The sequence below is a fragment of the Methylobacterium sp. J-001 genome, from assembly GCF_022829565.1.
GTDB lineage: Bacteria > Pseudomonadota > Alphaproteobacteria > Rhizobiales > Beijerinckiaceae > Methylobacterium.
The window spans coordinates 1-23172 of sequence record NZ_JAKSYN010000144.1 but is presented as its reverse complement, the minus strand read 5'-3'; the positions used below and the strand labels follow the sequence as shown (position 1 = coordinate 23172).

At 69.2% G+C, this 23172-nt stretch carries 21 protein-coding genes; 11 read left to right on the top strand and 10 right to left on the bottom strand.

The annotated features are described in order from the left end of the window. Positions 1 to 3 precede the first annotated feature (3 nt). From MKK65_RS18705 to MKK65_RS18680, 6 genes are all read right to left on the bottom strand, one after another. Positions 4 to 615 carry a FliH/SctL family protein gene (locus MKK65_RS18705; RefSeq protein ID WP_243959625.1) on the bottom strand — a complete coding sequence of 204 codons (612 nt, stop codon included), beginning with the start codon at positions 613 to 615 and terminating at the stop codon, positions 4 to 6. Then, positions 612 to 1658 carry a flagellar motor switch protein FliG gene (locus MKK65_RS18700; RefSeq protein ID WP_058194013.1) on the bottom strand — a complete coding sequence of 349 codons (1047 nt, stop codon included), beginning with the start codon at positions 1656 to 1658 and terminating at the stop codon, positions 612 to 614. Before MKK65_RS18700 ends, MKK65_RS18705 begins: the two co-directional genes overlap by 4 nt. 24 nt (positions 1659 to 1682) lie before the next feature. Continuing rightward, positions 1683 to 3308, bottom strand: a complete 1626-nt coding sequence (gene fliF, locus MKK65_RS18695; RefSeq protein WP_058194012.1) for a flagellar basal-body MS-ring/collar protein FliF — start codon at positions 3306 to 3308, stop codon at positions 1683 to 1685. 208 nt (positions 3309 to 3516) lie between these two features. Continuing rightward, complete coding sequence (locus tag MKK65_RS18690) at positions 3517 to 3792, bottom strand: DUF1153 domain-containing protein (RefSeq protein WP_007569077.1); 276 nt, start codon at positions 3790 to 3792, stop codon at positions 3517 to 3519. A 91-nt stretch (positions 3793 to 3883) separates the two neighbouring features. Then, entirely contained in the window at positions 3884 to 4567 is a 684-nt protein-coding gene (locus tag MKK65_RS18685; protein WP_058194011.1) for a flagellar hook assembly protein FlgD, read from the bottom strand. Between the two features lie 72 nt (positions 4568 to 4639). After that, the gene (locus tag MKK65_RS18680) at positions 4640 to 6268 is read right to left on the bottom strand and encodes a flagellar hook-length control protein FliK (protein ID WP_243959623.1); all 1629 of its coding nucleotides are present in this window, start codon (positions 6266 to 6268) and stop codon (positions 4640 to 4642) included. A gap of 596 nt (positions 6269 to 6864) precedes the next feature. Between MKK65_RS18680 and mnmA the strand changes: the two genes are divergently transcribed. The 5 genes from mnmA to MKK65_RS18655 all read left to right on the top strand — a co-directional run bounded on the left by mnmA (position 6865) and on the right by MKK65_RS18655 (position 12834). Then, a complete protein-coding gene (gene mnmA / locus MKK65_RS18675) occupies positions 6865 to 8019 on the top strand; it encodes a tRNA 2-thiouridine(34) synthase MnmA (RefSeq protein ID WP_243959622.1) in 1155 nt (384 codons plus the stop codon). Positions 8020 to 8044: 25 nt separating this feature from the next. Continuing rightward, complete coding sequence (locus MKK65_RS18670; RefSeq protein WP_092036629.1) at positions 8045 to 8698, top strand: class I SAM-dependent methyltransferase; 654 nt, start codon at positions 8045 to 8047, stop codon at positions 8696 to 8698. Then, a complete protein-coding gene (locus MKK65_RS18665) occupies positions 8695 to 9477 on the top strand; it encodes a TVP38/TMEM64 family protein (protein WP_243959620.1) in 783 nt (260 codons plus the stop codon). Before MKK65_RS18670 ends, MKK65_RS18665 begins: the two co-directional genes overlap by 4 nt. A gap of 275 nt (positions 9478 to 9752) precedes the next feature. After that, entirely contained in the window at positions 9753 to 10886 is a 1134-nt protein-coding gene (locus MKK65_RS18660; protein ID WP_243959618.1) for an HWE histidine kinase domain-containing protein, read from the top strand. A gap of 481 nt (positions 10887 to 11367) precedes the next feature. Continuing rightward, positions 11368 to 12834 carry a sensor histidine kinase gene (locus MKK65_RS18655; RefSeq protein WP_243959616.1) on the top strand — a complete coding sequence of 489 codons (1467 nt, stop codon included), beginning with the start codon at positions 11368 to 11370 and terminating at the stop codon, positions 12832 to 12834. A gap of 4 nt (positions 12835 to 12838) precedes the next feature. Here the strand turns inward: MKK65_RS18655 and bioB are convergent, their stop codons facing one another. Continuing rightward, positions 12839 to 13840, bottom strand: coding sequence for a biotin synthase BioB (bioB, locus tag MKK65_RS18650; protein WP_243959614.1), 1002 nt, complete (start codon positions 13838 to 13840; stop codon positions 12839 to 12841). 82 nt (positions 13841 to 13922) lie between these two features. After that, complete coding sequence (locus MKK65_RS18645; RefSeq protein WP_243959612.1) at positions 13923 to 14807, bottom strand: fumarylacetoacetate hydrolase family protein; 885 nt, start codon at positions 14805 to 14807, stop codon at positions 13923 to 13925. Positions 14808 to 15219: 412 nt separating this feature from the next. Here MKK65_RS18645 and MKK65_RS18640 point away from each other — a divergent pair, with 412 nt between their 5' ends. Then, on the top strand, positions 15220 to 16533 hold the full coding sequence (locus MKK65_RS18640; protein ID WP_409565455.1) for an OmpP1/FadL family transporter: 1314 nt from the start codon (positions 15220 to 15222) through the stop codon (positions 16531 to 16533). Positions 16534 to 16891: 358 nt separating this feature from the next. Here MKK65_RS18640 and MKK65_RS18635 read toward each other — a convergent pair whose 3' ends face one another. Further along, positions 16892 to 18673, bottom strand: a complete 1782-nt coding sequence (locus tag MKK65_RS18635) for a PHA/PHB synthase family protein (protein ID WP_058194001.1) — start codon at positions 18671 to 18673, stop codon at positions 16892 to 16894. 215 nt (positions 18674 to 18888) lie between these two features. On the opposite strand from MKK65_RS18635, the gene MKK65_RS18630 reads away from it, so the two are divergent. The 4 genes from MKK65_RS18630 (at position 18889) to MKK65_RS18615 (ending at position 21426) form a co-directional block, all read left to right on the top strand. Then, on the top strand, positions 18889 to 19269 hold the full coding sequence (locus MKK65_RS18630; RefSeq protein ID WP_243959610.1) for a hypothetical protein: 381 nt from the start codon (positions 18889 to 18891) through the stop codon (positions 19267 to 19269). Between the two features lie 124 nt (positions 19270 to 19393). Beyond that, a complete protein-coding gene (locus tag MKK65_RS18625; protein ID WP_243959608.1) occupies positions 19394 to 20611 on the top strand; it encodes an LL-diaminopimelate aminotransferase in 1218 nt (405 codons plus the stop codon). Positions 20612 to 20744: 133 nt separating this feature from the next. Continuing rightward, on the top strand, positions 20745 to 20957 hold the full coding sequence (locus MKK65_RS18620) for a hypothetical protein (RefSeq protein WP_243959606.1): 213 nt from the start codon (positions 20745 to 20747) through the stop codon (positions 20955 to 20957). 115 nt (positions 20958 to 21072) lie between these two features. Continuing rightward, positions 21073 to 21426 (top strand): hypothetical protein, encoded by a 354-nt coding sequence (locus MKK65_RS18615; protein ID WP_058193998.1) that lies wholly within the window; start codon positions 21073 to 21075, stop codon positions 21424 to 21426. A 22-nt stretch (positions 21427 to 21448) separates the two neighbouring features. Here MKK65_RS18615 and MKK65_RS18610 read toward each other — a convergent pair whose 3' ends face one another. Beyond that, the gene (locus MKK65_RS18610) at positions 21449 to 21787 is read right to left on the bottom strand and encodes a DUF3140 domain-containing protein (protein WP_058193997.1); all 339 of its coding nucleotides are present in this window, start codon (positions 21785 to 21787) and stop codon (positions 21449 to 21451) included. A 189-nt stretch (positions 21788 to 21976) separates the two neighbouring features. Here MKK65_RS18610 and prfB point away from each other — a divergent pair. Beyond that, a protein-coding gene (prfB, locus tag MKK65_RS18605; protein WP_152997580.1) for a peptide chain release factor 2 occupies positions 21977 to 23105 on the top strand; the annotation gives its coding sequence in 2 pieces (ribosomal slippage) (positions 21977 to 22045 and positions 22047 to 23105; 1128 coding nt in all). Positions 23106 to 23172: the final 67 nt, after the last annotated feature.

The window sequence follows — 23172 nt, the reverse complement described above, 5'->3', positions numbered from 1 at the left end:
TCCTTAGGCGGTCGGGGGCAGGCCGAGGGCGTCGGCGACGGCGGCCTCGATGCGGGCGCGCTCCCGCACGATGCCGCCGTCGGCCCATTCGATGCGGGCATCGCCCGCCTGCATGTCGGGGTCGCCCAGCACGACGAGGCGGCCCTCGTAGCCGCGCTCCCGAGCGAGCTTCTTCACCAGCGCCTCGGCGTCCTCGACGAGGCCGTCATGCACGCGCACCACGAGATGCGGCACGCCGCGCAGGTGCTGGAGCGCCGTGCGGGCGGCCTCGCCGATGCTGGCCAGCGGGGCGGCGTCGAGGGCGTCGCCGGCGACCTTCCGGGCGATCAGGACCGCAACCTCGACCGCCTGCGCCTCGCGCGCGGCATCATGGGCGTCGGCCCGGGCGAGGAGCGCGGTGGCGGCCTGGGCCAGGTGGCTCAGGGCGGTGGCGAGCCGGCCCTGGATCTGGGCCTCGGCCTGGATCAGGCCCTCCTGCACGCCGCTCGCATGGGCCTCCATCTCCGCGCGGGCCGCCGCCTCGGCGGCGCGCTGGGCCGCCGCGCTCGGGCGCGGGCTGCGGAAGTCGGTCTCGAAGAGGAACGGCTTCGCGGTCCGGGGCGACGAGGCGTTCAATAGACCAGCTCCTCCTCGGCGCTGTTCTTGGCGATCATGATCTCGCCCTTCTCGGCGAGGTCCTTGGCGATCTCGGTCATCTTCGTTTGCGCCTCATCGACCTCCTTGAGGCGGACCGGGCCCAGCGAGGCCATCTCGTCCGTGAGGTTCTTGGCGGCGCGGGTCGACATCTGCCTCATGAAGAAGGCCCGGGTCGGCTCGTTGGCGCCCTTGAGCGCCCGACACAGGGTCTCGCCGTCGATCGAGCGCATCAGGGTCTGGACGCTGCCCGGATCGAGCTTCAGCAGGTCCTCGAAGGTGAACATCAATTCGCGGATGCGCTTGGCGGAGCCGCGATTGGCCTGATCGAGGGCGGCCAGGAAGCGGCCCTCCGTCTGGCGGTCGAAGGCGTTGAACACGTCCGCCATCATCTCGTGGGCGTCGCGGCGCTGGGTCTGGGCGATGGTCGAGACGAACTCGACCCGCAGGGTCTCCTCGATGTGGCGCAGGGCCTCCTTCTGCACCGTCTCCATGCGCAGCATCCGGTTCAGGACGTCGATGGCGAATTCCTCGGGCAGGATGGTGAGCACCTTGGCGGCGTAGTCGGCCCGCACCCGGGACAGCACCACCGCCACGGTCTGCGGGTACTCGTTGCGCAGGAACGAGGCCAGGATCTCGGGATCGACCTGGGCGATCGAAGCCCAGACGCGCTTGCCCGAGGCGCCCTTGATCTCGGCCATGATCAGGGAGACCTGATCGCTGGGGAAGATCTTCAGGAGCAGCGCCTCGGTGCGCTCGAAGTTCGACGAGATGCCGCCGCTGTTGCTGAGCTTCGTGACGAACTCGATGATCAGCTTCTCGACGGTGGCGACCTCCAGCGTGCCGAGCTGGACCATCGCGTGGCTGACCTTCTTGACCTCGTCCTCCTCGAGCATCTGCCAGATGGGGGCGCCCTCGGCCTCGCCGAGCATCAGCAGCAGCGCGGCCGCGCGCTGCGGGCCGGGCATGGTCGCGAAGGCGTCGCCGCCCGCTTCCGCCAGAGAATTTGCCAGACCTGCCGCCATCGTGCGTTCCCGATCCTCGACGCGCTACTCTTCCTGGATCCAACCGCGCAGCACCTCGACCGTCTCGGTCGGGCTGGCCCGGACCATGTCGACGACGCGCTGCACGGTATCGGCCTGGATCTGGCCGTTGATCTTGGCGAACTCCATCAGCCGGGAGGTCGGGCTGTCGCGCTCGATCATGGTGACCGTGGCACCCGCGGCGGCGGCGGCCGCTGCCTCGGCGAGGGTCGCAGGCCCCGCCAGGGCGGGGGCGGCCGGCACCGGGGCCAGCACCTGCCGGACCAGCGGGCGCACCACGGTGAGGAGGACGATCAGGGTCAGCAGCGCCAGCACGGACAGCTCGGCCATGCGCAGCACGTCCTCCTTGGTCGGCGCCAGCAGCGATTGGATCAGGCTCGGCTCGCTGAACTGGGGCACGCTCGGTGCCTCGGCGAAACGCAGGTTCACCACCTCGAGCTGATCGCCGCGGGCCTTGTCCAAGCCGACCGCGCTGCGGACCAGGGCGGTGATCCGCTCGATCTCGGCCGGCGGGCGGGGGCTGTAGGTCTGCTTGCCGTCGGGGGCGGTGGCGTAGACGCCGTCGACCACCACGGCGACCGACAGGCGCTTGATCCGGCCACCTTCGGCGATCTCGGTCTTGGTGACCTTCGAGATCTCGTAATTGGTGGTCTCTTCGTTCTTGTTGGTGGCGTCCTTCGGGGCCGGAGGCTTGTCGCCGCCATTGGCGCCCGGCAGCTCGTTGCCGACCGTGACCTGGCCGTCGGCATTACCGGTGACGGCCGATTCGGTGCGCGTCTGGGCGGACCGCACGACCTTGCTCTCCGGGTCGAAGGTCTCGGAGCGGCTCTCGATCCGGTTGAGGTCCAGCTCGGCATTGACCTGAACGCGCGCCCGGCCCGGGCCGACGATGCCGGCCACCACATCCTCGATCTGGCCGCGCAGGCGGCGCTCCATCCCGAGCTGCCGGTCCTCCAAGGCGCTGGCGGCGTTGGAATCGGCATCCTTGGCGCCGTCGGCCAGCAGCCGGCCGCGCTCGTCGACGATCGAGACCCGCTCGGGCTTCAGGCCCTCCACGGCGGAGGCCGCCAGGTGGCGGATCGCCCGGACCTGTCCGGCATCGAGCTCGCCCATCAGCTTCAGAACGATGGCGGCGCTCGGGCTCTCGCGGTCGCGCTCGAACAGGCGCCGCTCCGGCAGGACCAGGTGGACGCGGGCGGCCTGGACCCGGCCGATCGCCCGGATCGAGCGGGCAAGCTCGCCCTCCAGGGCGCGCAGGTGGTTCACGTTCTGCACGAAGTTGGTGGACGAGAACGCGTCGCCCTTGTCGAAGATCTCGTAGCCGACGCCGCCCTGGACCGGCAGGCCCTTGCCGGCGAGGTCCATGCGCAGGCGGGGGAGGTCGGCCCGGGGCGCCATGATGGTCTGGCCGGTATCGCCCCTCGATTCGTAGCGGATGCCGCGGCTGTCGAGCTCGCGGATCACGGCGGCCGAATCCTGCATCGACAGGTCGGAGAACAGCACGCCCATGTCGGGGCGCGACACCCGCAGGATGATGAAGGCGAAGAAGCCGATGAGGGTCAGCGTCACCGCCGCCATGGCGGCGATCCGGGCCGGTCCAAGCTTCGAGACGAGATCGAGAACCGGCTTCACGGGATGGTTCGCTGCACTCTAACGCTGGCGGAGCCCGACGGCCCGCCCGGCAGAAATTGCCCAGCCCCTGGTTAGCGAGGCGTTAATGCCGGGGGCCGTACGGGCGTTAAACAGGCCCCCGGAACGAAACGAAGCCGCATCCGGGGTTCGGAGGCGGCTTCGGAACGGGTCTTTGCGGGGCACGGACCGCCTGGAGCGCGATCCCGGTTCAGTGCCGGTAGTGCTGGATCCGGGTCGTCCGCAGTCCGGCCAGGCCGTGCTGGTCGATGGAGAACTGCCAGCTCAGGAATTCCTCGGTGGTCAAGGTGTAGCGCTTGCACGCCTCCTCGAGACTGAGGAGGCCACCGCGCACGGCGGCTACGACCTCTGCCTTGCGCCGGATCACCCAACGGCGGGTGCTCGGCGGCGGAAGATCCGCGATGGTCAGAGGACTGCCGTCTGGCCCGATCACGTATTTGACTCTCGGGCGGCTGGGTTCGGTCATGATACGCTCTACACTCGACTGACCTGTCGAGCGTTGAAGGTACTTGCGTCCGCTTAAGAGATGTTGAAGCGGATCACTCGGATATGATTCGTCAGGAGCCACTTGTGGACAACCCTATGCTTTGGACGCTGCTGAGCGGAACTTTCTGAGAGCCGATCATCAGGACCGGCGCCGTGCCGCTGAGGTCGACCGAGTCCACCGTCCCGTTCAGCTGGGTGTCCACGGCCACGTTCGTCCCGGTGGCGTCGGAGGCCGAAACCTTGATCGCGTAGGTGCCGTCCGGTGCGGTCAGTCCTGCCGACGTCTTGCCGTTCCAGGAATAGGTTTGACTGCCGGCGGTGAGCGACGTGCTCTGTGTCGCCACGACGTTGTTCTTGGAATCGAGGATCGTCACCACCGCCTTGGAGGCCGCCCGGGCCGGGGTCAGCGTCCAGGATGCCGAGCCGTTGGAGAGCTGGGACGAGCTGCCGTCCGCCGTGATGCTCTTGCCGATATAGCTCGTGGCCGAGGCGGAGCTCGCCGATTTCGAGGCGGTCAGGATGCTGTCGAGGCGATCATTGGATTTGAGCTGCTGCTCGACGCCCGCGAACTGGACCAGCTGCTGGGTGAACTGGTTCGTGTCCATTGGGTCGAGCGGATTCTGGTTCTTGAGCTGCGTGGTGAGCAGCGTCAGGAACTGCGTGAAGTTGCTGGCGATCTCGCTGGCGTTGCCGGTCGCGGTGCCGCTCGACGCTGTGGATGACGTGTTGGTAACGCTGGATATGCCGGAGGTCATGCGGCTCGCTCCCGTGGCGCGTCGGGGCGAAACGCCGGGACGCGGGATGTTTCGATGTGGTCGCGCATCGCGCTAGATCCGGATGTCGAGGCCGCCGTAGCCGCGCAGCCAGCGCGTCGGGACGGTCTCCTGGGTCGCCTCGGCCCGATCCTGCGCCCAGGCGGCTTGGCCGCCCCGGGGCGCCTCGCCCTGGCCGCCGCCCGCGCCGCCCTGTGCGTTGCCGTCGCTGCGCAGGGACAGGTTGAGGCCGCCCGCGGACGGATCGAGCCCGGCCTGGGACAGGGCCTGCTGCAACTGGCCGGCATCGCGCTGGAGCATGGCCAGCGTCTCGGGCCGCTCGACCACGAGGTGGGTCGTCACCGTGCCGCGGGCCTTGTCGATCGCGAGCTTCACGTCGATCCGCCCGAGCTCGGCCGGATCGAGCCGGATCTGGAACTCGCTCGATCCGGCGAGCGAGCGCAGCCCGATGGTCATCGGCACCTGGCCGATCGGCACCGGCGGATCCACCGGGGCCTGCGCCGGGGTCGGGGTCGGCGCGGCGGCCTGCGTCGCCCCGGTCGTCGCCCCGGCCACCTGCGGGGCGAGGGGGGACAGATCCGGACCGCCCTGGGGGAGGGCGGGTGTGGCGAGCGGTGCCTGCAGGCCGGCGGCTGTGCCCTGGCCGCCGTCCTGGCCGGCATCGGCCAAGGCGGTCAAGAAGTCCTGGCCGGCGGACGCGCCCGAAGGCGCTTCCCTTCCCGCAGCTTCGCCCGCACCGGGTTTCACGGCCTCGACCGGGCTGGCGCCCTGGCCCGCCGCCGGCAGCGCCGTCGACCCGGTAAGGGTTTTGGCCCCCGACACGTTGGGGCCGGGTTTCGCAAGGGCTGCATCCGCCCGGGCGCCCGCCGCCTGCGACGGCCCCGTCGCCGAACTCGCAAGCCCGGTGCCGGCGCTGCCCGAGCCGACCGCTCCGGTCGCCGGGACCTCCGCGGCCTCGCCACCGGCCGCGGCGCCGCCGGCCAGGAGGGGGGCGCCCTTGATCAGCTCGGCCACCAGCGCCTGAACCGGTCCCGGCACGGTCGGGCTCGCCGGCTGAGGGGGGGCCTGTGGCGGTACCTCGCTCGGCGCCGTCTCGGCCTGCGCGGCTCCGGTCGCCGGGGGATCGGCTGTTGCCGGGTCAGTCTGGGCGTCGGTGGCCGTTGGCGCGTCCGATGTGGTCTCCGGCGCGGGCGTGGCGCCCGTGTCGGAGGCCGGCTGCGCCTTCGGATCCGTATCCCGGCTCGCTCCGGCCGAGACGGGATCCGACGCTGTCGCCGTGGCCCGAGCGTCGGCGCGAGCCATCGGTTTGGCCGCCCCCGTATCTGCAGGCGCCGTCTTCTGAGCCGGCGCGGGAGGCTCCGGCGGCTTCGGGAGATGGCTGGGTCTGGGCTCCGGCCGGGCGGCGGCGCGCGCTTTGGCGGTATCGACCGCATCCCGGGCGCGCTCCGTGGCCGTCCGGGCGGCGTCGGCCTGGCCACGCTGAATCGCGTCACGGGCGCGGCTCGCCGCCGCGTCATCGCGGACCTGCGCCGCGCTCAGGGCCGCACCGAACCGATCCTGCGACGAGTCGCCGGCCCGGGCGGCAACGCCCGCCGCATCCCAGCTCGATCGCGCGTTCGACGCCGTGCGGCCGGATGGAATCCACCCGGTGACATCCAACCGATCCGCTGCACCGCTCGCCATGCTGGGCTCCTCTGAATGGGATCGAGCAAGGGTCAGGCCATTGGTGCTGTCGGATAAGCAGCTGATCGATATAGGTTTTTACCGCGACGCTGCCGATTGCAGGGGCGTGCCCGGGTCTGAAGCTGCCGCACGCCCGGCAGCATTTGCCGGGTCGGGCAGGCCGGAGGGATACCCGCGACGCCCTCCGCCGCTGCGGGCGAGCAGATTCACATATCGGCTTCGTTCTTTGACAACCTTCTGAAACGCAACGCGTTTCCCCGCCCCACAAGGGGGAGAAGCGCGCGTCGTGCCTCTCCGAGGACGATGCATGAATCCGCTAGCCGCTGCGGGGGAGGGTGGCCCCGAAGGGGGTCGGGACAGGGGAGCGACGGTGCAGAATACGGCTGTGATCGTCACGTCCGCTCTGCCTCATTCGGACGTCTTTCGAACCGCCGTCCATGCCGCTGCGGGTCGCGCGGCCCACGCCCCGCACCGAGCACGCGCAAACCGGCTCACCCCGGTCAAACAAACCCCGCCCTGGAAAGCCGACCCGAGTCCCGCTATAGACGGACCGTGCAGCCGTGACGCCTTTCAGCCGGCGGCGGCGGACCCCTGTGATGAACGCCCTCGACCTTCCCAAGCCAGCCCACGAGACGCGCGTCGTCGTCGCCATGTCGGGCGGCGTCGATTCCTCCGTGGTCGCGGGGCTTCTGAAGCGGCAGGGCTTCGACGTGGTCGGCGTCACGCTCCAGCTCTACGATCATGGCGCCGCGACCCATCGCAAGGGCGCCTGCTGCGCCGGCCAGGACATCAACGACGCGCGGGCGGCCGCCGAGCATCTCGGCATCCCGCATTACGTCCTCGATTACGAAGACCGGTTCCGTGACGCGGTGATCGAGAAATTCGCCGAGAGCTACCTCGCGGGCGAGACGCCGATTCCCTGCGTCGAGTGCAATCGCACGGTGAAGTTCCGCGATCTTCTCGGCCTCGCCCGGGATCTCGACGCCGACGCCCTGGCCACCGGCCATTATGTGGCGAGCCGCGCCTTGTCGGGCGGCGGCCGGGCGCTGCACCGCGCCCTCGATCCGGCCCGGGACCAGAGCTACTTCCTCTACGCGACGACGGCCGAGCAGCTCGCCTTCCTGCGCTTTCCCCTGGGCGAGATGTCGAAGACCGAGACCCGGGCGCTCGCCAAGGATCTCGGCCTGTCGCTCGCCGAGAAGCCGGACAGCCAGGACATCTGCTTCGTGCCGCAGGGCCGCTACAGTGATGTGATCGCCCGCCTGCGCCCGGATGCGGCCCGGCCCGGCGAGATCGTCGACCTCGCCGGCCACGTCCTCGGCCGGCACGAGGGCATCGTCCACTATACGGTCGGCCAGCGCCGGGGCCTCGGCGTGGCGGGCTCCGAACCGCTCTACGTCGTGCGCCTGGAGCCGGATACCGCCCGGGTGGTGGTCGGACCGCGCACCGCCCTGGCGACGACGCGGATCCGCCTCTCGGACCTCAACTGGCTGGGCGAGGACCCGGCCGAGTCGGTGTGCGACCTGCCCGTGGCGGTCCGGGTCCGCTCGACCCGGCCGCCGCGTCCGGCGACGCTCACCATCGGGCCGGACGGCACCGCCGAGGTGGTGCTGGCCGAGCCCGAGGATGGCGTATCGCCGGGCCAGGCCTGTGCGATCTACGGCGACGACGGCCCCCGCGCCCGGGTGCTGGGCGGCGGCACCATACGCAGGGTCGATGCGTTGTCGGCCCGGCCCCGCGAAGCGGCCTGATCTCAATCTCTGGATAATCTGAACGATGCTGAGCGAGCCGCAGATGGCCGGGCCGAGCACGGCCCTGATGCGTAAGGCCTATGCCCGCTGGGCCCCCGTCTATGACGTGGTCTACGACAAGCTCACCGAGCCGGCGGCCCGCGCTGCGGTGGAGGCCGCGGCCGAGCACGGCCCGCGGATCCTGGAGGCCGGCGTCGGCACCGGGCTGGCGCTCGGCTATTACCCCAAGGCGAGCTTCGTCTGCGGAGTCGACCTCTCGGAGGACATGCTCAAGCGCGCCCGCGCCAAGGTGAAGCGCCGGAACCTCGCCCACGTGAAGGGCCTGCAGGTGATGGATGTCTGCCACCTCGGCTACGCCGATGCGAGCTTCGACGCAGTGGTGGCGCAGTTCCTGATCACCCTGGTGCCCGATCCCGAGGCCGCGATGTCGGAGTTCCTGCGGGTGGTCCGCCCCGGCGGCGGCATCGTGCTCGCCAACCATTTCGGCCAGAGCGACGGTCCCCTGGCCCGGGTCGAGGAGGTCGTGGCGCCGCTCTGCACCAAGATCGGCTGGTCGTCGGACTTCAAGGCGACCCGGATCGAGGCCTGGGCCCGGCGCAACGGCGTCGAGGTGTTGGGCCTGAAGCCGACCTTCCCGGGCGGTTTCTTCAAGATCCTGCGGATGCGCAAGCCCGGGTGAGTGAGGCCGGGCGCGCGTCCGTCCCCGAGGGACGCTGGAAGCGGCTGCGGCGGTGGCTGCCGCTGATCCTGCTCCTCGGCATCTCCGCGGTCGTGCTGGTCTCCGGGGTCGCGCAGCTGCTGAGCCTCGACCGGCTGCTCGCGTCGCGGGCCTGGCTGCACGGCTTCGTCGAAGCCGGCTACGGGCGTGCCCTTGTGGTGGCCTACCTGGTCTACGTCGCCTCCGTTGTCGTCTCGGTGCCGGCCACGCTGATCCTGACCATGATCTGCGGCTTCCTGTTCGGGATCGTCCCGGGGGCGCTGACCGCGGTCTGCGCCGCCACCACGGGGGCGGCGATCGTTTTCGCCATCGGCAAAGGCCCCGGTGCCGATCTGCTGCGGCGAGTGGGCGGGACGCGTCTCGCGGCGTTCACGGAGGGGTTCCGGCGCGACGCCTTCGGGTACATCGTGGTGATGCGGTTGCTGCCGCTGTTCCCGTTCTGGATGACCAACCTCGCCCCCGCCGCCTGCGGGGTGAAGATGCGGGTCTTCGTGCTGGCGACCTTCCTGGGTCTGCTGCCGGGGGCCCTGGTCTACGCGACCACCGGGGCGGGGATCGACGACGTGGTCGCCGCGCACGAGACCGCCAAGGCCGCCTGCCTGGCCTCGGGCGTGGTCGGCTGCGGCGACGCCCTGACCCTGCGGGCGCTGATCACGCCCAAGATGGTGGCGGGGCTGGCGATGCTCGCCGTGTTCGCGCTGGGGAGCGTGTTCCTGAGCCGGCGGCTACGGCGAGCCTGATCGGGCTACGGTCGGAGCGTGCGGCGGCCCGCGTCGGCATCGCGCGCCCACCAAAGCACTGCGTCGTCGCGGTTTTGATTTTCCGCCCGCCCGTTCCCAGCTTGCAGATGTATCCGGGCGGATATCATCATCCCTGGATTGTCGCGGTCGCCTTGATGTTCTGAGTGACCCGTCGAAGATGTGTCGGCGCGTGGGTTTCACCTTTTGCGGAAGGCCGGGCTGCCGGGTATAGGGTCAAGACATCGTTCCCACGGCCACACGGATATCCGCCACTCTTGTCGTCATCGATTGACCCACTGTGTGTCGAGGAAAGCCGGCGGTCCGCATCTCTCCATGCGTACGAGCTGCTCGATGCACCGCGTGAGCAGGACTTCGACGACATTGCTCATATGGCCTCGCGGATCTGCGGGACGCCCATGGCTGTCGTGAACCTCGTTGATACGCACCGGCAATTCTTTCTGGCCGAAGTCGGGCTCGGGGTGCGCGAAACGCCCCTCGAAACCTCTTTCTGCGGTCATGCGATCCTCGAAGACGATGTCCTGGTCATTCCCGACGCCCAGCGGGATCCGCGCTTCGACGGCAATCCGCTCATTCATGGGACGCCGGGCCTGCGCTTCTACGCCGGCGCCGTGCTGAAAACCCCCGATGGCGAGGCCATCGGAACGATGTGCGTGCTCGATACCAAGCCACGCCATCTCAGCGAGCAGCAGATCGACATGCTCCGCTTCCTGGCCCGCCAGGCGATGACCCAGATGGAACTGCGGCGCTCCATCGCGACCCGTGATCGCCTTCTGGCTGAGGCCCGTGCCGCCGAGGCGCGTCGGCGGGATCTGGTGCAGGAAATGGCGCACCGGATGAAGAACCTGCTCTCCATGGTCCAGGCCATTGCGACGCAGACCCTCCGCCAATCGGCCACGATGGAGGACGGGCGTCAGGCGATCGCTCAGCGTCTGGCGGCCTTGGCCCGGGCTCAAGATATCCTCACCCAGGCGGACCACGAAGCGGCAAACGTCTGCGCGGTGGTCGCCGCCACGATCGAACCCCATCAGACCCGTGACGGCCGCATTCGTTTGGACGGTCCCGATACGCTCCTGACCTCGCAACAGGCGCTTGGGCTTTCGCTGGCCATCCATGAGCTCGCGACGAACGCCGCCAAATACGGTGCCCTGTCGAATGAGGACGGCACCATCGATGTCGCCTGGACCAGCGACGATGAGGCGTTCGTCTTCGACTGGATCGAGCGCGGTGGTCCCGCGGTTCTCGCGCCACAGCGACGGGGGTTCGGCTCGAAGCTGATCGAGCGGATCGTGGCGTCATACTTCAACGGCGAAGGTCGCATCGATTTCGCCCCGACCGGCATACAGTTCAGGCTGGTCGGAAGAGCAGACCGTGGCGCGCTGAGCTGCTAGAGCCGTTCCCGACCGCGTTACCATTGGGTTCAGCACTGAAAGCGTCAGGCAAAACGCCTTCCGCCCCGTCGTTTGGAGAGGGTGGCGTCCGGTGATCGGGCGTTGTGTGAGGTGTTCAGCGGCCCTGAGCGAACGCGTGCGTTTGCCGCAAGACCGGTCGGTCCCTGTGAAGAGGCCTGCGTCACGGTCTGGGACCCGAGGAAGGCGGATCACGGAAGCGGCCCGGCAAAGCGCGATTCGGATCTCCGCGCCCTCGCCATGACGGTGCAGCGCAGTCCGCTCCGCATTCGCGGCTGGGGACGGATTTCGTAGGTGCTCCAGGATACATGCAACTCCGGCCCCCTCGTGCTCGTATAGTGCGCACGGGAACGCACCTGCCTTCCCGCCTTCGAGATGATGGCGTCACCACCATGTCCTGCGCGAAGGCCGCACACGGCTCGAGCTTCCACGATTTCCGCGCCACCGCCGATCTCCGTTCGCGATGCCGGCCCGGAGCGTGATGGGCGTGGCCGTTGAATCCGACGCGGTCGCGGCCCCGGCGGCCGCTGGGGTGCGCGAGCTGTTCGAGCGGCGCCCGGCGCGGCTCGGCCTGTCCGGGCGGCTGTTCCTCGTCACCGTCGCCTTCGTGGTGGTGGCCGAGGTGCTGACCTACGTGCCGGCGGTGGCCAATTACCGGATCGAGTGGATGGCCGACCGGGTCGCGGCCGCGCAGGTCGCCGCCCTGGTCCTGGACGGCCGCACCGGCGAGCCGGTCTCGGAGGCGCTGGAAAGCCGGCTGCTCGCCGGGGTCAACGCCCGGGCGATCGCGGTGCGCGGCGGCGGCGCCCAGCGGCTGCTCGCCATCGAGCCGGTGCCCGAAACGGTCTCCGACACCGTCGATCTGCGCGACGTCTCCGCCCTGTCGACCATCCGGGGTGCCTGGCGGACCTTGGTCGCGCCGGACCGCGACCCGATCCGGGTGATCGGGGAGGGGGGCATCGGCTTCGACCGGGTTGAGATCCTACTCGACGAGGCGCCGTTGCGCGCCGCCATGGTCGACTACGCCTTGCGGCTGCTGGTCTCGTCGCTGATCATCGCGGCCTCCGCGGCCGGACTGGTCTTCGTGGTGCTGCAGGTGCTGATCGTGCGCCCGGTCCGGCGGCTTGCCACCAGCATCACCGCCTTTGCCGAGAATCCGGAGGATGCCGGCCGGATCATCGCGCCGTCCCGCCGCCGCGACGAGATCGGCCAGGCGGAGCTGGCCCTCGGGCGGATGCAACGGATTCTGGCCGACCAGCTTCGCCAGAAGCGGCGGCTCGCCGAGCTGGGACTCGCGGTGAGCAAGGTCAGCCACGAGCTGCGCAACCTGCTGACCGGGGCACAACTCTTGGGCGACCGGCTGGAGGATACCGCCGACCCGATGGTTCAGCGGGTGGCGCCACGGCTGGTGGCGGCCATCGCCCGGGCGATCCGGTTCTGCGAAGCGAGCCTGGCGTACGGGCGTGTCTCCGAACGCGCGCCGAAGTTAAGCGCCACGCCGTTGGCACCGCTCTTCGCCGAATTGCCGGATCTCGCCGCCCTCGCGTCGCATCCCGTGCGCGTGACCGTGAGCGCCGCCGAGTGCCAAGTGCAGGCCGATCCGGAGCAGCTCGCCCGGGCGCTGGCCAACCTGGTCCGCAACGCCGTCCAGGCGCTCGATGGCGCTGCCGTTCCAGACGCCGAGGTCCGCGTCGCCGCCCGCCGCGACGAGCCCGGCCGGGTGACCATCCTGGTGACCGACAACGGTCCCGGCCTGCCGACGCGGGCGCGGGAGAACCTGTTCTCGCCGTTCCAGGGCTCGACGCGGTCCGGCGGCACCGGGCTCGGCCTGCCGATCGCCGCCGAGCTCATCGAGATCAATGGCGGCAGCCTGACCCTCGATCCGGGGGAGGGCGGGGCCCGGTTCCGGATCGTGCTGGCGGAGGGCTGACGCGCTACTCCGCCGCGGCCAGCACCGGCTCGGCGACTCGGATGCCGAGATCCTGCAGCAGAGCGGCGTCGAAATCCTCTTCGTTGTTGGCGGTGGTGAGCAGGCGCTCGCCGTAGAAGATCGAGTTGGCTCCGGCGAGGAAGCACAGGGCCTGCGCCTCCCGGCTCAGGGCCTTGCGTCCGGCACTGAGGCGTACGCGGGCCTTGGGCATGACGATGCGGGCGGTGGCGCACATCCGCACCATGTCGAACGGATCGACCGGCGTGGCGGTGTCGCCCAGCGGGGTTCCGGGGACGGCGGCCAGCGCATTGATCGGCACGCTCTCCGGATGCGGCGCGTGGTTGGCCAACACTTGGAGCATCGCGACACGGTCGCCCACCCCCTCGCCGAGGCCGATGATCCCACCGCAACAGACGCCGATCCCGGCTTCGCGCACCCGCTCCAGGGTGTCCAGGCGATCCGCGTAGGTCCGGGTCGAGACGATCTTGTCGTAATAGTCCGGCCCGGTATCGAGATTGTGGTTGTAGGCGGTGAGCCCCGCCTCTGCCAGGCGCTCGGCCTGGCTGGCGGTCAGCATGCCCAGGGTGACGCAGGCCTCCATGCCGAGGCCACGCACGCCCCGCACCATGTCGAGGACGGAGTCGAACTCCGCCCCATCCCGCGGGCTGCGCCAAGCCGCACCCATGCAGAACCGGGTCGCGCCGTTGGCCTTGGCGGCGGCGGCTTCGGCCAGCACCGTCTCCACCGGCATCAGGCGCTGGCGCGGCAGGCCGGTGCCCTTGTGGTGGGCCGATTGCGAGCAATAACCGCAATCCTCTGGGCAGGCGCCCGTCTTGATCGAGAGCAGGCTCGCACGCTGAACGTCGCTCGGATCGTTGTACGCCCGATGCACGCCGGCGGCCCGATAGACCAGGTCGAGCAACGGCAGATCATGGATCGCGCGGATCTCGGCCACGCTCCAGTCGTGGCGGAAATCGGAGGCGTGCGGATCGGCGGCTTGGCTCATGATGTCTTCTTCAGCGGGATCGGTAGCCAAAATCAAGCGCCCTGCGGGCCGCCGTCATCCGGTGCGGCGGCGCCGCCGCGGCTCAGTGCGTCGACTCGCCGGCCGAGACCTTGGCGGTCCAGTCGTCGAAGGCGATCACCGGCTGGCGCTGCTCACCCAGGTGCTCGATGCGCAGGACCATCTCGTCGCCGGCCTTCAAATAGCGCGGCGGCTTCATGCCCAGGCCGACCCCGGGCGGGGTGCCGGTAGTGATCACGTCTCCGGGCTCCAGCAGCATGAAATGCGAGGCGTAGGCGACGAGCTGCGGCACGTCGAAAATCATGGTCGCGGTCGAGCCGGTCTGGCGGCGCTCGCCGTTCACGTCGAGGCTCATGGCGAGGTTCTTGAGGTCGGGGATGTCGTCCAGCGTCACCAGCCAGGGGCCCAGGGGCCCGAAGGTCGGCGCGCTCTTGCCCTTGGTCCAGGTCGGCCCCCGGTCCATCTGCCACTCGCGCTCGGAGACGTCGTTGCAGATGCAGGCGCCGGCCACATAGCTCAGTGCCTCGTTGGCGTGGACGTAGCTGGCGCGGCGGCCGATCACCACGGCGAGCTCGACCTCCCAGTCGGTCTTGGCCGAACCCTTGGGGATGATCACCGTGTCGTTCGGCCCGCACAGGCTGGACGGTGCCTTGTTGAAGATGATCGGCTCGCTCGGGATCGGTGAGCCGGTCTCGGCGGCGTGGTCGGCGAAGTTGAGACCGATGGTGATGACGTTGCGGGTGCCGCCGACGCAGGGGCCGAGCCGCACGTCCGGCGGCAGCTTCGGCAACGTCTCCGGATCGAGGGCGCGCAGCCGAGCGAGGGATTCGGGCGCCAGAGCCGGGCCGGCAATGTCGCGCACGATGCTGGACAGATCGCGCAAGCCCCCCTGCGCATCCACGAGACCGGGCTTCTCGTCGCCGCTCGGGCCGTGCCGGAAGAGCTTCATCGCCGCGACTCCTCATCCTTCCCTGGTACCGGTCTACGCCGGGCGCCGGGACCATGGCCGCGCATCGTCGCCGGTGCAAGCGCATCCAGGGATCGGCCGCGCTGGCGGGGTGTCGCAACTCGGCAACAGCATGGCAAAAAAGTGCCTATTCAGCTGCTGACGGATTTATTGTTCATTACTCAAACTGGATGGAAAATATCGATCTGTTCTTTGTAATATCAGATTTCAGCGCGATCACACACAATATAGATCCATCAAGATTGACGATAGATCAATGGGAGCCGCGCCACTTGGAATAGAAAACATCGTTGCGGTCGACCGGTGGAAGCCGGCACCATGCCGGCAACGGCGCCGGACCGGTACGCAAGGTCGAATCAGGGCGCGGGCAAACCAGCCGGTTCGGGGGGAGTCGATGAGCGGGACAATGCGCGCGATGGCGCTCGCAGCTTCTGTGGCGGCCTTCGGCGCCGGGGACGCCAGGGCCGGAGCGTTCGGCATCCGGGAACAGAGCACGCAGGCCCAGGGCCTGTCCTTCGCGGGTGCGGCCGCCGGCTCAGGCGGCGTCTCGTCGATGTTCTGGAATCCCGCGACCATCACGATGAACCCCGGCTTCGTCGCGGAGCAGAACCTCACCTATATCGGCCTCTCCTCCGAAATCCGGACTGCGCCCGGCACCAATCCCGGCTTCGCGGGCCTGGGCAATTCCGGCGATATCGGCCAGGGCGCCGTGGTGCCCGCGGGGGCGACCTCCTACCAGCTCAACGACCGCCTCTGGCTCGGCCTCTCGACGGGCGCGCCCTTCGGCCTTGTGACCAAGCCGAACCAGGTCTGGGCCGGCGAGGTCTACGGGCGCTCGTCCCGGATCTTCACCCTGGCGTTCAACCCGGTGATCGGGTTCAAGGTCAACGAATGGCTGTCGCTCGCCGCCGGCCCGAACATCGAGTATTTCCGGCTGACCTTGCGGCAGGCCCTGCCGATCCCCGGGATCTCGCCGACCCTGTATCCGAGCTCGTTCCTGAAGGGCGAATCCTGGGGCGTCGGCTTCACGGCGGGTGCCACCCTGACGCCCCGCGACGGGACCGTGATCGGCATCGGCTACCGCTCGTCGGTGCACCACGACATCGACGGGTCGATCGGCGTGCCGCTGGTAGCCCTGGCGCCGCTGGCCGGGCAGGTCCGCGCCAAGCTCAACACCCCGGATAAGCTCAGTGTCGGCCTGGTCCAGGCGATCTCCCCGGTCGCCCGGTTCGATCTCGGCTTCGAGTGGGATCAATGGTCCCGGCTCGGAACGGTGGGGATCGTGTCGAACCGCCTCGGCGTGCCGGTCAGCAATCTGCCGCTGAACTACAAGGACGGCTACACGTACGCGATCGGCGCCGAATACGATGCCGCGCCCAACCTGACCCTGCGGACGGGCTTCGCCTACGAATCCTCGCCGATCGATTTCCGCAATCGCTCGGTGCGCCTGCCTGACGGAGACCGCTACATCGCCTCCGTCGGTGCGAGCTACCGGTGGAACGAGCGCCTGACCCTCAACCTGGCCTATTCGCACTTCTTCCTCGACCGCTCCCGCGTGCTCGCGGGGATCGGGCGCGACTACAACGTCAGCAACATCGCGTTCGCGGGTGTGGTCGATTCGAGCGCCGACATCGTCTCGGTGGGCTTCCGCTACGTGTTCGGTGCCCCGCCCCCGGCCGCCCCGGCGCCGCTGGTGCGGAAGTATTGAGGGGCGGCTGTTCACCGCTCCCAAGGGGCGGTGTTCAGACATCACGGGATGCAACGTGGGTTCCCCTCTCCCCGCACGCGGGGAGAGGCCCGCACGGACCTTGTCGTCGATGCGGAAAGCGGAGGCGAGGCCGGAGCGGCGGTGAGGGGGGCGGCTCAGAGTGAGGAGCGCGTTCTGAACCGCCCCCTCACCCCCGGCTGCCGCCTCGCCGCGACGGCGACGAGATCGTCGCGGCCCTCTCCCCGCAAGCGGGGCGAGGGGATCACGGCTCGCACCTTCGATCAAACGCGTAGGCCGCCGTGTAACGGCCTCGAAACCCGCTCCGTCAGCCGCAAGCCACGGTCCCGACGCGATCCAATCAGGCGCGCATCCGCACATACGTCCCCGGAGCCGGGCCGAGCGATGGCAGCGCGTCGCCGCCGGGCTTTCGGGCAGGGACCCGCTCGGGGGCCTGCGCCTCGATCCACTGGAACCAGTAGGGCCACCACGAGCCCTTGGTCTCGGCCGCGGCGGCGATCCAGTCCTTCAACTCGCCCTTGACCGGGCCGCCGGTCCAGTAGCCGTATTTCGGCTTGTAGGGTGGGTTGACCACCCCGGCGATGTGGCCGGAGCCGGCCAGCACGTAATCGACCTTGCCGCCGAAGGTCTTCGAGCCCTCGAACACCGAGATCGCCGGCGCGATGTGGTCCTCCCGGGTGGCGAGGTTGAAGATGGGGACCTGCACCTTCTTCAGGTCGAGCCGGACGTTGCCCAGCACCATCCGGCCCTGGGCCAGGCTGTTCTCGAGATAGCAATTGCGCAGGTAGAACGAATGATTCGCCGCCGGCATCCGGGTGGCGTCGGAATTCCAGTACAGAAGGTCGAACGCCGAAGGCGGCTTGCCCTTGATGTAGTTGTTGACGACGTAGGACCAGATCATGTCGTCCGGCCGCAGCATGTTGAACGCGTTGGCCATGCGGGTGCCTTCCAGGTAGCCGCGCTCGGCCATGCGCGCCTCGACTTGGCGGATCTGCTCCTCGTCGGCGAAGACCTTGAGGTCGCCGGCATGGGTGAAGTCGACCTGGGTGGTCAGCAGGGTCGCGCTCTTGATCCGCCGGTTGCCCGTGGCCGCCTGCATGGCCAGCGTGACGGAGAGCAGGGTGCCGCCCACGCAATAGCCCGCCGCATGGACCTCGGTCTCGCCCGTGGCGACGCCGATCGCATCGATCGCGGCCTCGATGCCCTCGCGCATGTAGGATTCGAAGTCCTTGTCGGCGTGGCGCGCATCCGGGTTCACCCAGGAAATGCAGAACACCGTGAGGCCCTGATCGACCATCCACTTCAGGAAGCTCTTCTGGGGATTGAGATCCAGGATGTAGAACTTGTTGATCCAGGGGGGCACCATCAGGAACGGGCGCCGCAACACCGTCTCGGTGGACGGCGCGTACTGGATCAGCTCGATCAGGTCGTTGCGGAACACCACCTCGCCGGGGGTCACGGCGATGTTGCGCCCGACCTCGAACCCGCTCGTATCGGTCTGTCGGACCCGCAGCTGGCCGCCGCCGGCCTCCAGATCCTCCTCGTACATCTTGAGGCCGCGCACGAGGTTGGCGCCGCTCTCCTTCAGAGTGTGGCGGATCAATTCCGGGTTGGTCGGCAGGAAGTTCGACGGCGACAGCATGCTGGTGAGCTGGCGCAGATAGAACTGCGCCTTGTGGCGGGTATGCTCGTCGATGCCCTGCGCCTCGTCGACCAGGCCCTCGGCCCAGCGGGTCGCGATCAGGTAGCCCTGCTTGAGGAAGTCGAAATAGGGATTGGTCGACCATTCGGCGTCGCTGAAGCGCCCATCCCGGGGCTCCGGGACCGCCACGGGGTCAGCCGGCTGGCCCTGGAGGCGCAGATAGGTCGTGCCCCAGAGCGTCAGGAACGCCTGGGACAGTTTGGCCTGAGCCTCGGCGCTCCGATTCGGATCTGACATCCACGCCTCGGCGACCTGGCCCAGCGTCTTGACCGCTTCGTTGATCTCTCCGGTGGGACCATTGACCTGGGCCTCGGGTGTGAGCAGGCGGGCGGCGCTGCGCCCCAGCGCTTCCACGAACTGCCCCGCGTTGCGCGACAGGGCCTCGATATCCGGCAACGGCGGTGTGATGCCGTCCGGCATCGCGTCACTGGGCAGGGAAGTCCGAGCGGCAGCCTGGTTCGGCGCCTGCGTCCGCGGGCTCGTCACGCATGCCTCCCTGTGTGATGTTTCGGCTCGACTGGCAGTGAGCCTCGTTTCCGACAAATTAGGGAGCGAGCGAGTGGTTGCACCAGCCCGGACGCGGCTGTCGTCGAAACATCCGCGCGTTCTTCTCATACCTTTGTACCTTTGTACTCATGCGCCGCGCTTTCCCCACCCTCGCCGTGCCCACCGGTCGGCCCGCCCTGGCGATCCTGGCCCTGCTGGCGGCGCCGCTCGGCGCCTGCTCCGGGGACGCCGTGCGGACGCTCGCCACCGATGCAGGCTACGGCCCCCGGGTCGTGGCCGCGCCGGATTTCGTGACCGAGTCGCGCAGCAAGGAGCCGGCGGCCTTCATGCCGGTGGGCGTCGACGCGCCCAAGCGTGCCGTCCGGGCCAAGTCGGCCGAGGGCCAGAAGGCGCTGGAGGCCGAGCTCGAAGGCGCCCGCGGCCGCAACGAGTCCCGCGGCCGCGCTGCCGAGAGTGCCGGCCGGGGGGCGGCGGCCACGATCAAGCCGGCCCCTGCGGCGGCGCAATAGCGCGCCTGATCCGGACCGGTTTTTTGAGGGTCGGCGGCGGCGCGCAACTCTGATAGAGCGATTCGTTCGCGCGCCCGCCATGAACGAGAGACGCCAGATTCGGGACGCGCCGATGGACACGCCGATGACCGATTTCCACCGCATCAAGCGCCTGCCGCCCTACGTGTTCGAGCAGGTCAACCGGATCAAGGCCACGGCCCGAGCTCAGGGCGCCGATATCATCGACCTCGGCATGGGCAACCCGGATCTAGACGCCCCCAAGCACGTCATCGCCAAGCTGTGCGAGACGGCCGGGCGCCCGCGGACCGACCGCTACTCCGCCTCCAAGGGCATTGCCGGGCTGCGCAAGGCCCAGGCCGGCTACTACCAGCGCCGCTTCGGCGTGAGCCTCAACCCCGACACCCAGGTGGTGGCGACGCTGGGCTCGAAGGAAGGCTTCGCCAACATGGCCCAGGCGATCACCGCCCCGGGCGACGTGGTGCTGGTGCCGAACCCGAGCTACCCGATCCACGCCTTCGGCTTCCTGATGGCCGGCGGCGTGATCCGCTCGGTCCCGGCCGAGCCGACCCCGGCGATGTTCCCGGCCCTCGAGCGGGCCATGCGTCACTCGATCCCGAAGCCGGTCGCCCTGGTGGTCTGCTACCCGTCGAATCCGACGGCGTATGTGGCCGATCTCGACTTCTACCGGGACCTCGTCGCCTTCGCGAAGCAGCACGAGCTGATCCTGCTCTCGGACCTCGCCTACGCGGAGGTCTATTTCGACGGCAAGCCGCCGCCCTCGGTCCTCCAGGTCCCGGGCGCGATCGACTGCACGGTGGAGTTCACCTCCCTGTCGAAGACCTACTCCATGGCCGGCTGGCGCATGGGCTTCGCGGTGGGCAACGAGCGGCTGCTGGCGGCGCTCTCCCGGGTGAAGTCGTATCTCGATTACGGCGCCTTCACGCCGATCCAGGTCGCCGCCACCGCGGCCCTGAACGGCCCGGACGATTGCATCGACGAGATGCGGGCGACCTACCGCAAGCGGCGCGACGCGCTGGTGGAATCCTTCGGCAAGGCCGGCTGGACCATCCCGGCTCCGGCGGCCTCGATGTTCGCCTGGGTGCCGATCCCCGAGCGCTACCGGGAGATGGGCAGCCTCGAATTCTCGAAGCTGCTTCTCGAGAAGTCCGACGTGGCCGTGGCGCCCGGCATCGGCTTCGGTGAGTTCGGCGACGAATACGTCCGCATCGCCCTGGTCGAGAACGAGCAGCGGATCCGGCAGGCCGCGCGCAACATCCGCCGGTTCTTCGACGGCGGCGACAAGACCCTGCACAACGTCGTGCCGCTGGCCCGGGCCGTCTGAGGCCGGGCCGATCCGATTGTTGCCGGCGGGCGACAGGCGCCGTCAAAGGCGTCGCCGTCCCCCGCCGGCGCTTGTCAGGGCGGGCCGCCATGCGCAGGGTCGAACCCGGGGTCCTCCCGCGTCCGAGAGTTGCATGCGCCGCCTGAACCTCATCGTCGCCCTGCTGCTGGCCGCTGCGGCCTCGGCCTGCGCGCCGAACCCGATCATCGCGCGTGACCCGGTGCCGGCCCCGGGCCCGACGGATGTCTATGCCTGCGACTCGAAGCCGTTGCCGCTCAATGCCTTCATATCGGATTGCCGGCCGGTGCCGGTGAGCCCGCAGGTTGTCCTCAGGGCCCGCGGCTGAACCGACATTCCAGGTTCCGGTAACCGGTCGGCCCGCAAATGCCGGACAGGCCGCCCGCGATAAGGTAGAGTGTAGGCCTTATGCCGGCCCCGCCGGCACCGTGACGGAGCATTGCGTGAGCACCAGGACCCTGATCGCCGCCGGATTGCTCGGCCTCATCGCCCAGGGCGCCGCCGCCGAGCCGGCCTTCCCGCCGGGGATCCCCCAGCCGCGCGCCTACGTGTTCACCGCCCCCAACGGACCGACGGTCCTTCAGGCCGAGGGCTGCTGCCAGGTGATCGTGCCGCCCGGCCGCCCCGATCTCGCCGTCCCGCCGGTGCCCGTAGCCCAGGTGATGAACGGCGGCGGCTTCGGCTATAGCGGCTTCGATTATTACAACGATCAGATCACCGAAGGGCGCTTCGGAGCGCAGCGGCGCCCGAAGGAATTCGTGATCGCCCCCTCCTACATCGTGCCCCCGCGGTACTGAGCCGGACCGGCACGTCCGGGCCTCAATCCTTGTGTGGATCGTGGCCCCAGTTCATCAGCGACAACCGCCAGGGTGAGTCGGGGTCCTTCCGGGCGTCGCCGCCCTGCTTGAGATGGCGGTGGACGTAGCCCACGACCTTGCGCATCGCGGCGTAGTCGTCGTCGGTCAGGTCCGCCTTCTTCGTGTCCTTGATCGCGAGAATGCGCCGGCCCATCGCGTGGCCGGTCGACTCCGCGCCGTCCTTCTTCTGGCCGACCTCCTGGCTCGCCGCACCGTCGAGGTGCTTGCGCAGGGCGGCCGGCGTCATGTTGACGGCCTCGTTGAAGTCGCTCCACGTCGCCGCGTGATCGTCGTCCGCCATACCTGCCCGTCTCCGCGTTCCGCCGTGAACCGTGCCGGACAACGCGCCGACCGTGGGACGGCTCGCGCGCCGCCCTGCGGTCGGGCGCCGCATACGCTGGAGGCGGACGCGTCCGACCGCCGTTTACAGGGCGTCGCTCGGACGGTATCACCCCGGCCCGACCCATCACCCGAAGTCCCGAAAAACCAAATGCGCGCCGAGATCGAGCAAGCCTCGGATGCCGCCAAGCAGTCTATAGGACTGCTGAGGAGGCATCTTTGACTGGGATACTGTCGATAAACGCCTCGCGGAGCTGAACGCAGCCTCCGAGAACCCCGACCTGTGGAACGATGCCGACGCCGCGCAGAAGGTCATGCGCGAGCGCCAGCAGCTCGACGAGGCCGTCACCTCCATCCGCAAGCTGGAACGCGACCTCGAGGACGGCGCGACGCTGATCGAGCTCGGCGAGATGGAGGGCGACGAGTCCTCGATCCGCGAGGGCGAGGCCGCGATCCTGGCCGTCGAGAAGGAAGCGGCAAGCCGCCAGGTCGAGACCCTGCTGTCCGGCGAGGCCGACGGCTTCGACACCTACCTCGAAGTCCATGCCGGTGCCGGCGGCACCGAGAGCCAGGACTGGGCGAACATGCTCCAGCGCATGTATGCCCGTTGGGCCGAGCGCCGGAAGTACAAGGTCGACATCGTCGAGTGGTCGGACGGCGAAGAGGCCGGGATCAAGGGCGCCACGCTCCTGATCAAGGGCCACAACGCCTATGGCTGGCTCAAGACCGAGTCCGGCGTGCATCGGCTGGTGCGGATCTCGCCCTACGATTCCAGCGCCCGGCGGCACACCAGCTTCGCCAGCGTCTGGGTCTATCCGGTGATCGACGACCGGATCGAGATCGAGATCAAGGAATCCGATTGCCGGATCGACACCTACCGCTCGTCCGGCGCCGGCGGCCAGCACGTCAACACCACCGATTCGGCGGTGCGCATCACCCACAACCCGACCGGGATCGTGGTGGCGTGCCAGCAGGAGCGCTCCCAGCACAAGAACCGCGCCACGGCGTGGAACATGCTGCGCGCCCGGCTCTACGAGGCCGAGCTGAAGAAGCGCGAGGAGAAGGCCAGCGCCGAGGCCGCGGCCAAGACCGATATCGGCTGGGGCCACCAGATCCGGTCTTACGTGCTCCAGCCGTATCAGCTGGTGAAGGACCTGCGGACCGGCTCCCAGTCCACCGACCCGGATGCGGTGCTCGACGGCGCTCTCGATCCGTTCATGGAAGCCTCGCTGGCCCAGCGGGTCTATGGCGGTGCCGAAGAGGTCGAGGACTTGGACTGAGTTTTTCTCAGTCGAGACGGCTGCCGCATCCGCGCGCGCTTCCCTCCCCCCTCTGCGGGGGAGGGTG

Bases quoted from the DNA above. Each gene is read 5' to 3' on its own strand.
- MKK65_RS18700 (WP_058194013.1), bottom strand. From the start codon at position 1,658: ATGGCGGCAGGTCTGGCAAATTCTCTGGCGGAAGCGGGCGGCGACGCC.
- MKK65_RS18690 (WP_007569077.1), bottom strand. From the start codon at position 3,792: ATGACCGAACCCAGCCGCCCGAGAGTCAAATACGTGATCGGGCCAGAC.
- MKK65_RS18685 (WP_058194011.1), bottom strand. From the start codon at position 4,567: ATGACCTCCGGCATATCCAGCGTTACCAACACGTCATCCACAGCGTCG.
- MKK65_RS18680 (WP_243959623.1), bottom strand. From the start codon at position 6,268: ATGGCGAGCGGTGCAGCGGATCGGTTGGATGTCACCGGGTGGATTCCA.
- mnmA (WP_243959622.1), top strand. From the start codon at position 6,865: ATGAACGCCCTCGACCTTCCCAAGCCAGCCCACGAGACGCGCGTCGTC.
- MKK65_RS18670 (WP_092036629.1), top strand. From the start codon at position 8,045: ATGCTGAGCGAGCCGCAGATGGCCGGGCCGAGCACGGCCCTGATGCGT.
- MKK65_RS18655 (WP_243959616.1), top strand. From the start codon at position 11,368: ATGCCGGCCCGGAGCGTGATGGGCGTGGCCGTTGAATCCGACGCGGTC.
- bioB (WP_243959614.1), bottom strand. From the start codon at position 13,840: ATGAGCCAAGCCGCCGATCCGCACGCCTCCGATTTCCGCCACGACTGG.
- MKK65_RS18645 (WP_243959612.1), bottom strand. From the start codon at position 14,807: ATGAAGCTCTTCCGGCACGGCCCGAGCGGCGACGAGAAGCCCGGTCTC.
- MKK65_RS18640 (WP_409565455.1), top strand. From the start codon at position 15,220: ATGAGCGGGACAATGCGCGCGATGGCGCTCGCAGCTTCTGTGGCGGCC.
- MKK65_RS18635 (WP_058194001.1), bottom strand. From the start codon at position 18,673: ATGCCGGACGGCATCACACCGCCGTTGCCGGATATCGAGGCCCTGTCG.
- MKK65_RS18630 (WP_243959610.1), top strand. From the start codon at position 18,889: ATGCGCCGCGCTTTCCCCACCCTCGCCGTGCCCACCGGTCGGCCCGCC.
- MKK65_RS18625 (WP_243959608.1), top strand. From the start codon at position 19,394: ATGACCGATTTCCACCGCATCAAGCGCCTGCCGCCCTACGTGTTCGAG.
- MKK65_RS18620 (WP_243959606.1), top strand. From the start codon at position 20,745: ATGCGCCGCCTGAACCTCATCGTCGCCCTGCTGCTGGCCGCTGCGGCC.
- MKK65_RS18610 (WP_058193997.1), bottom strand. From the start codon at position 21,787: ATGGCGGACGACGATCACGCGGCGACGTGGAGCGACTTCAACGAGGCC.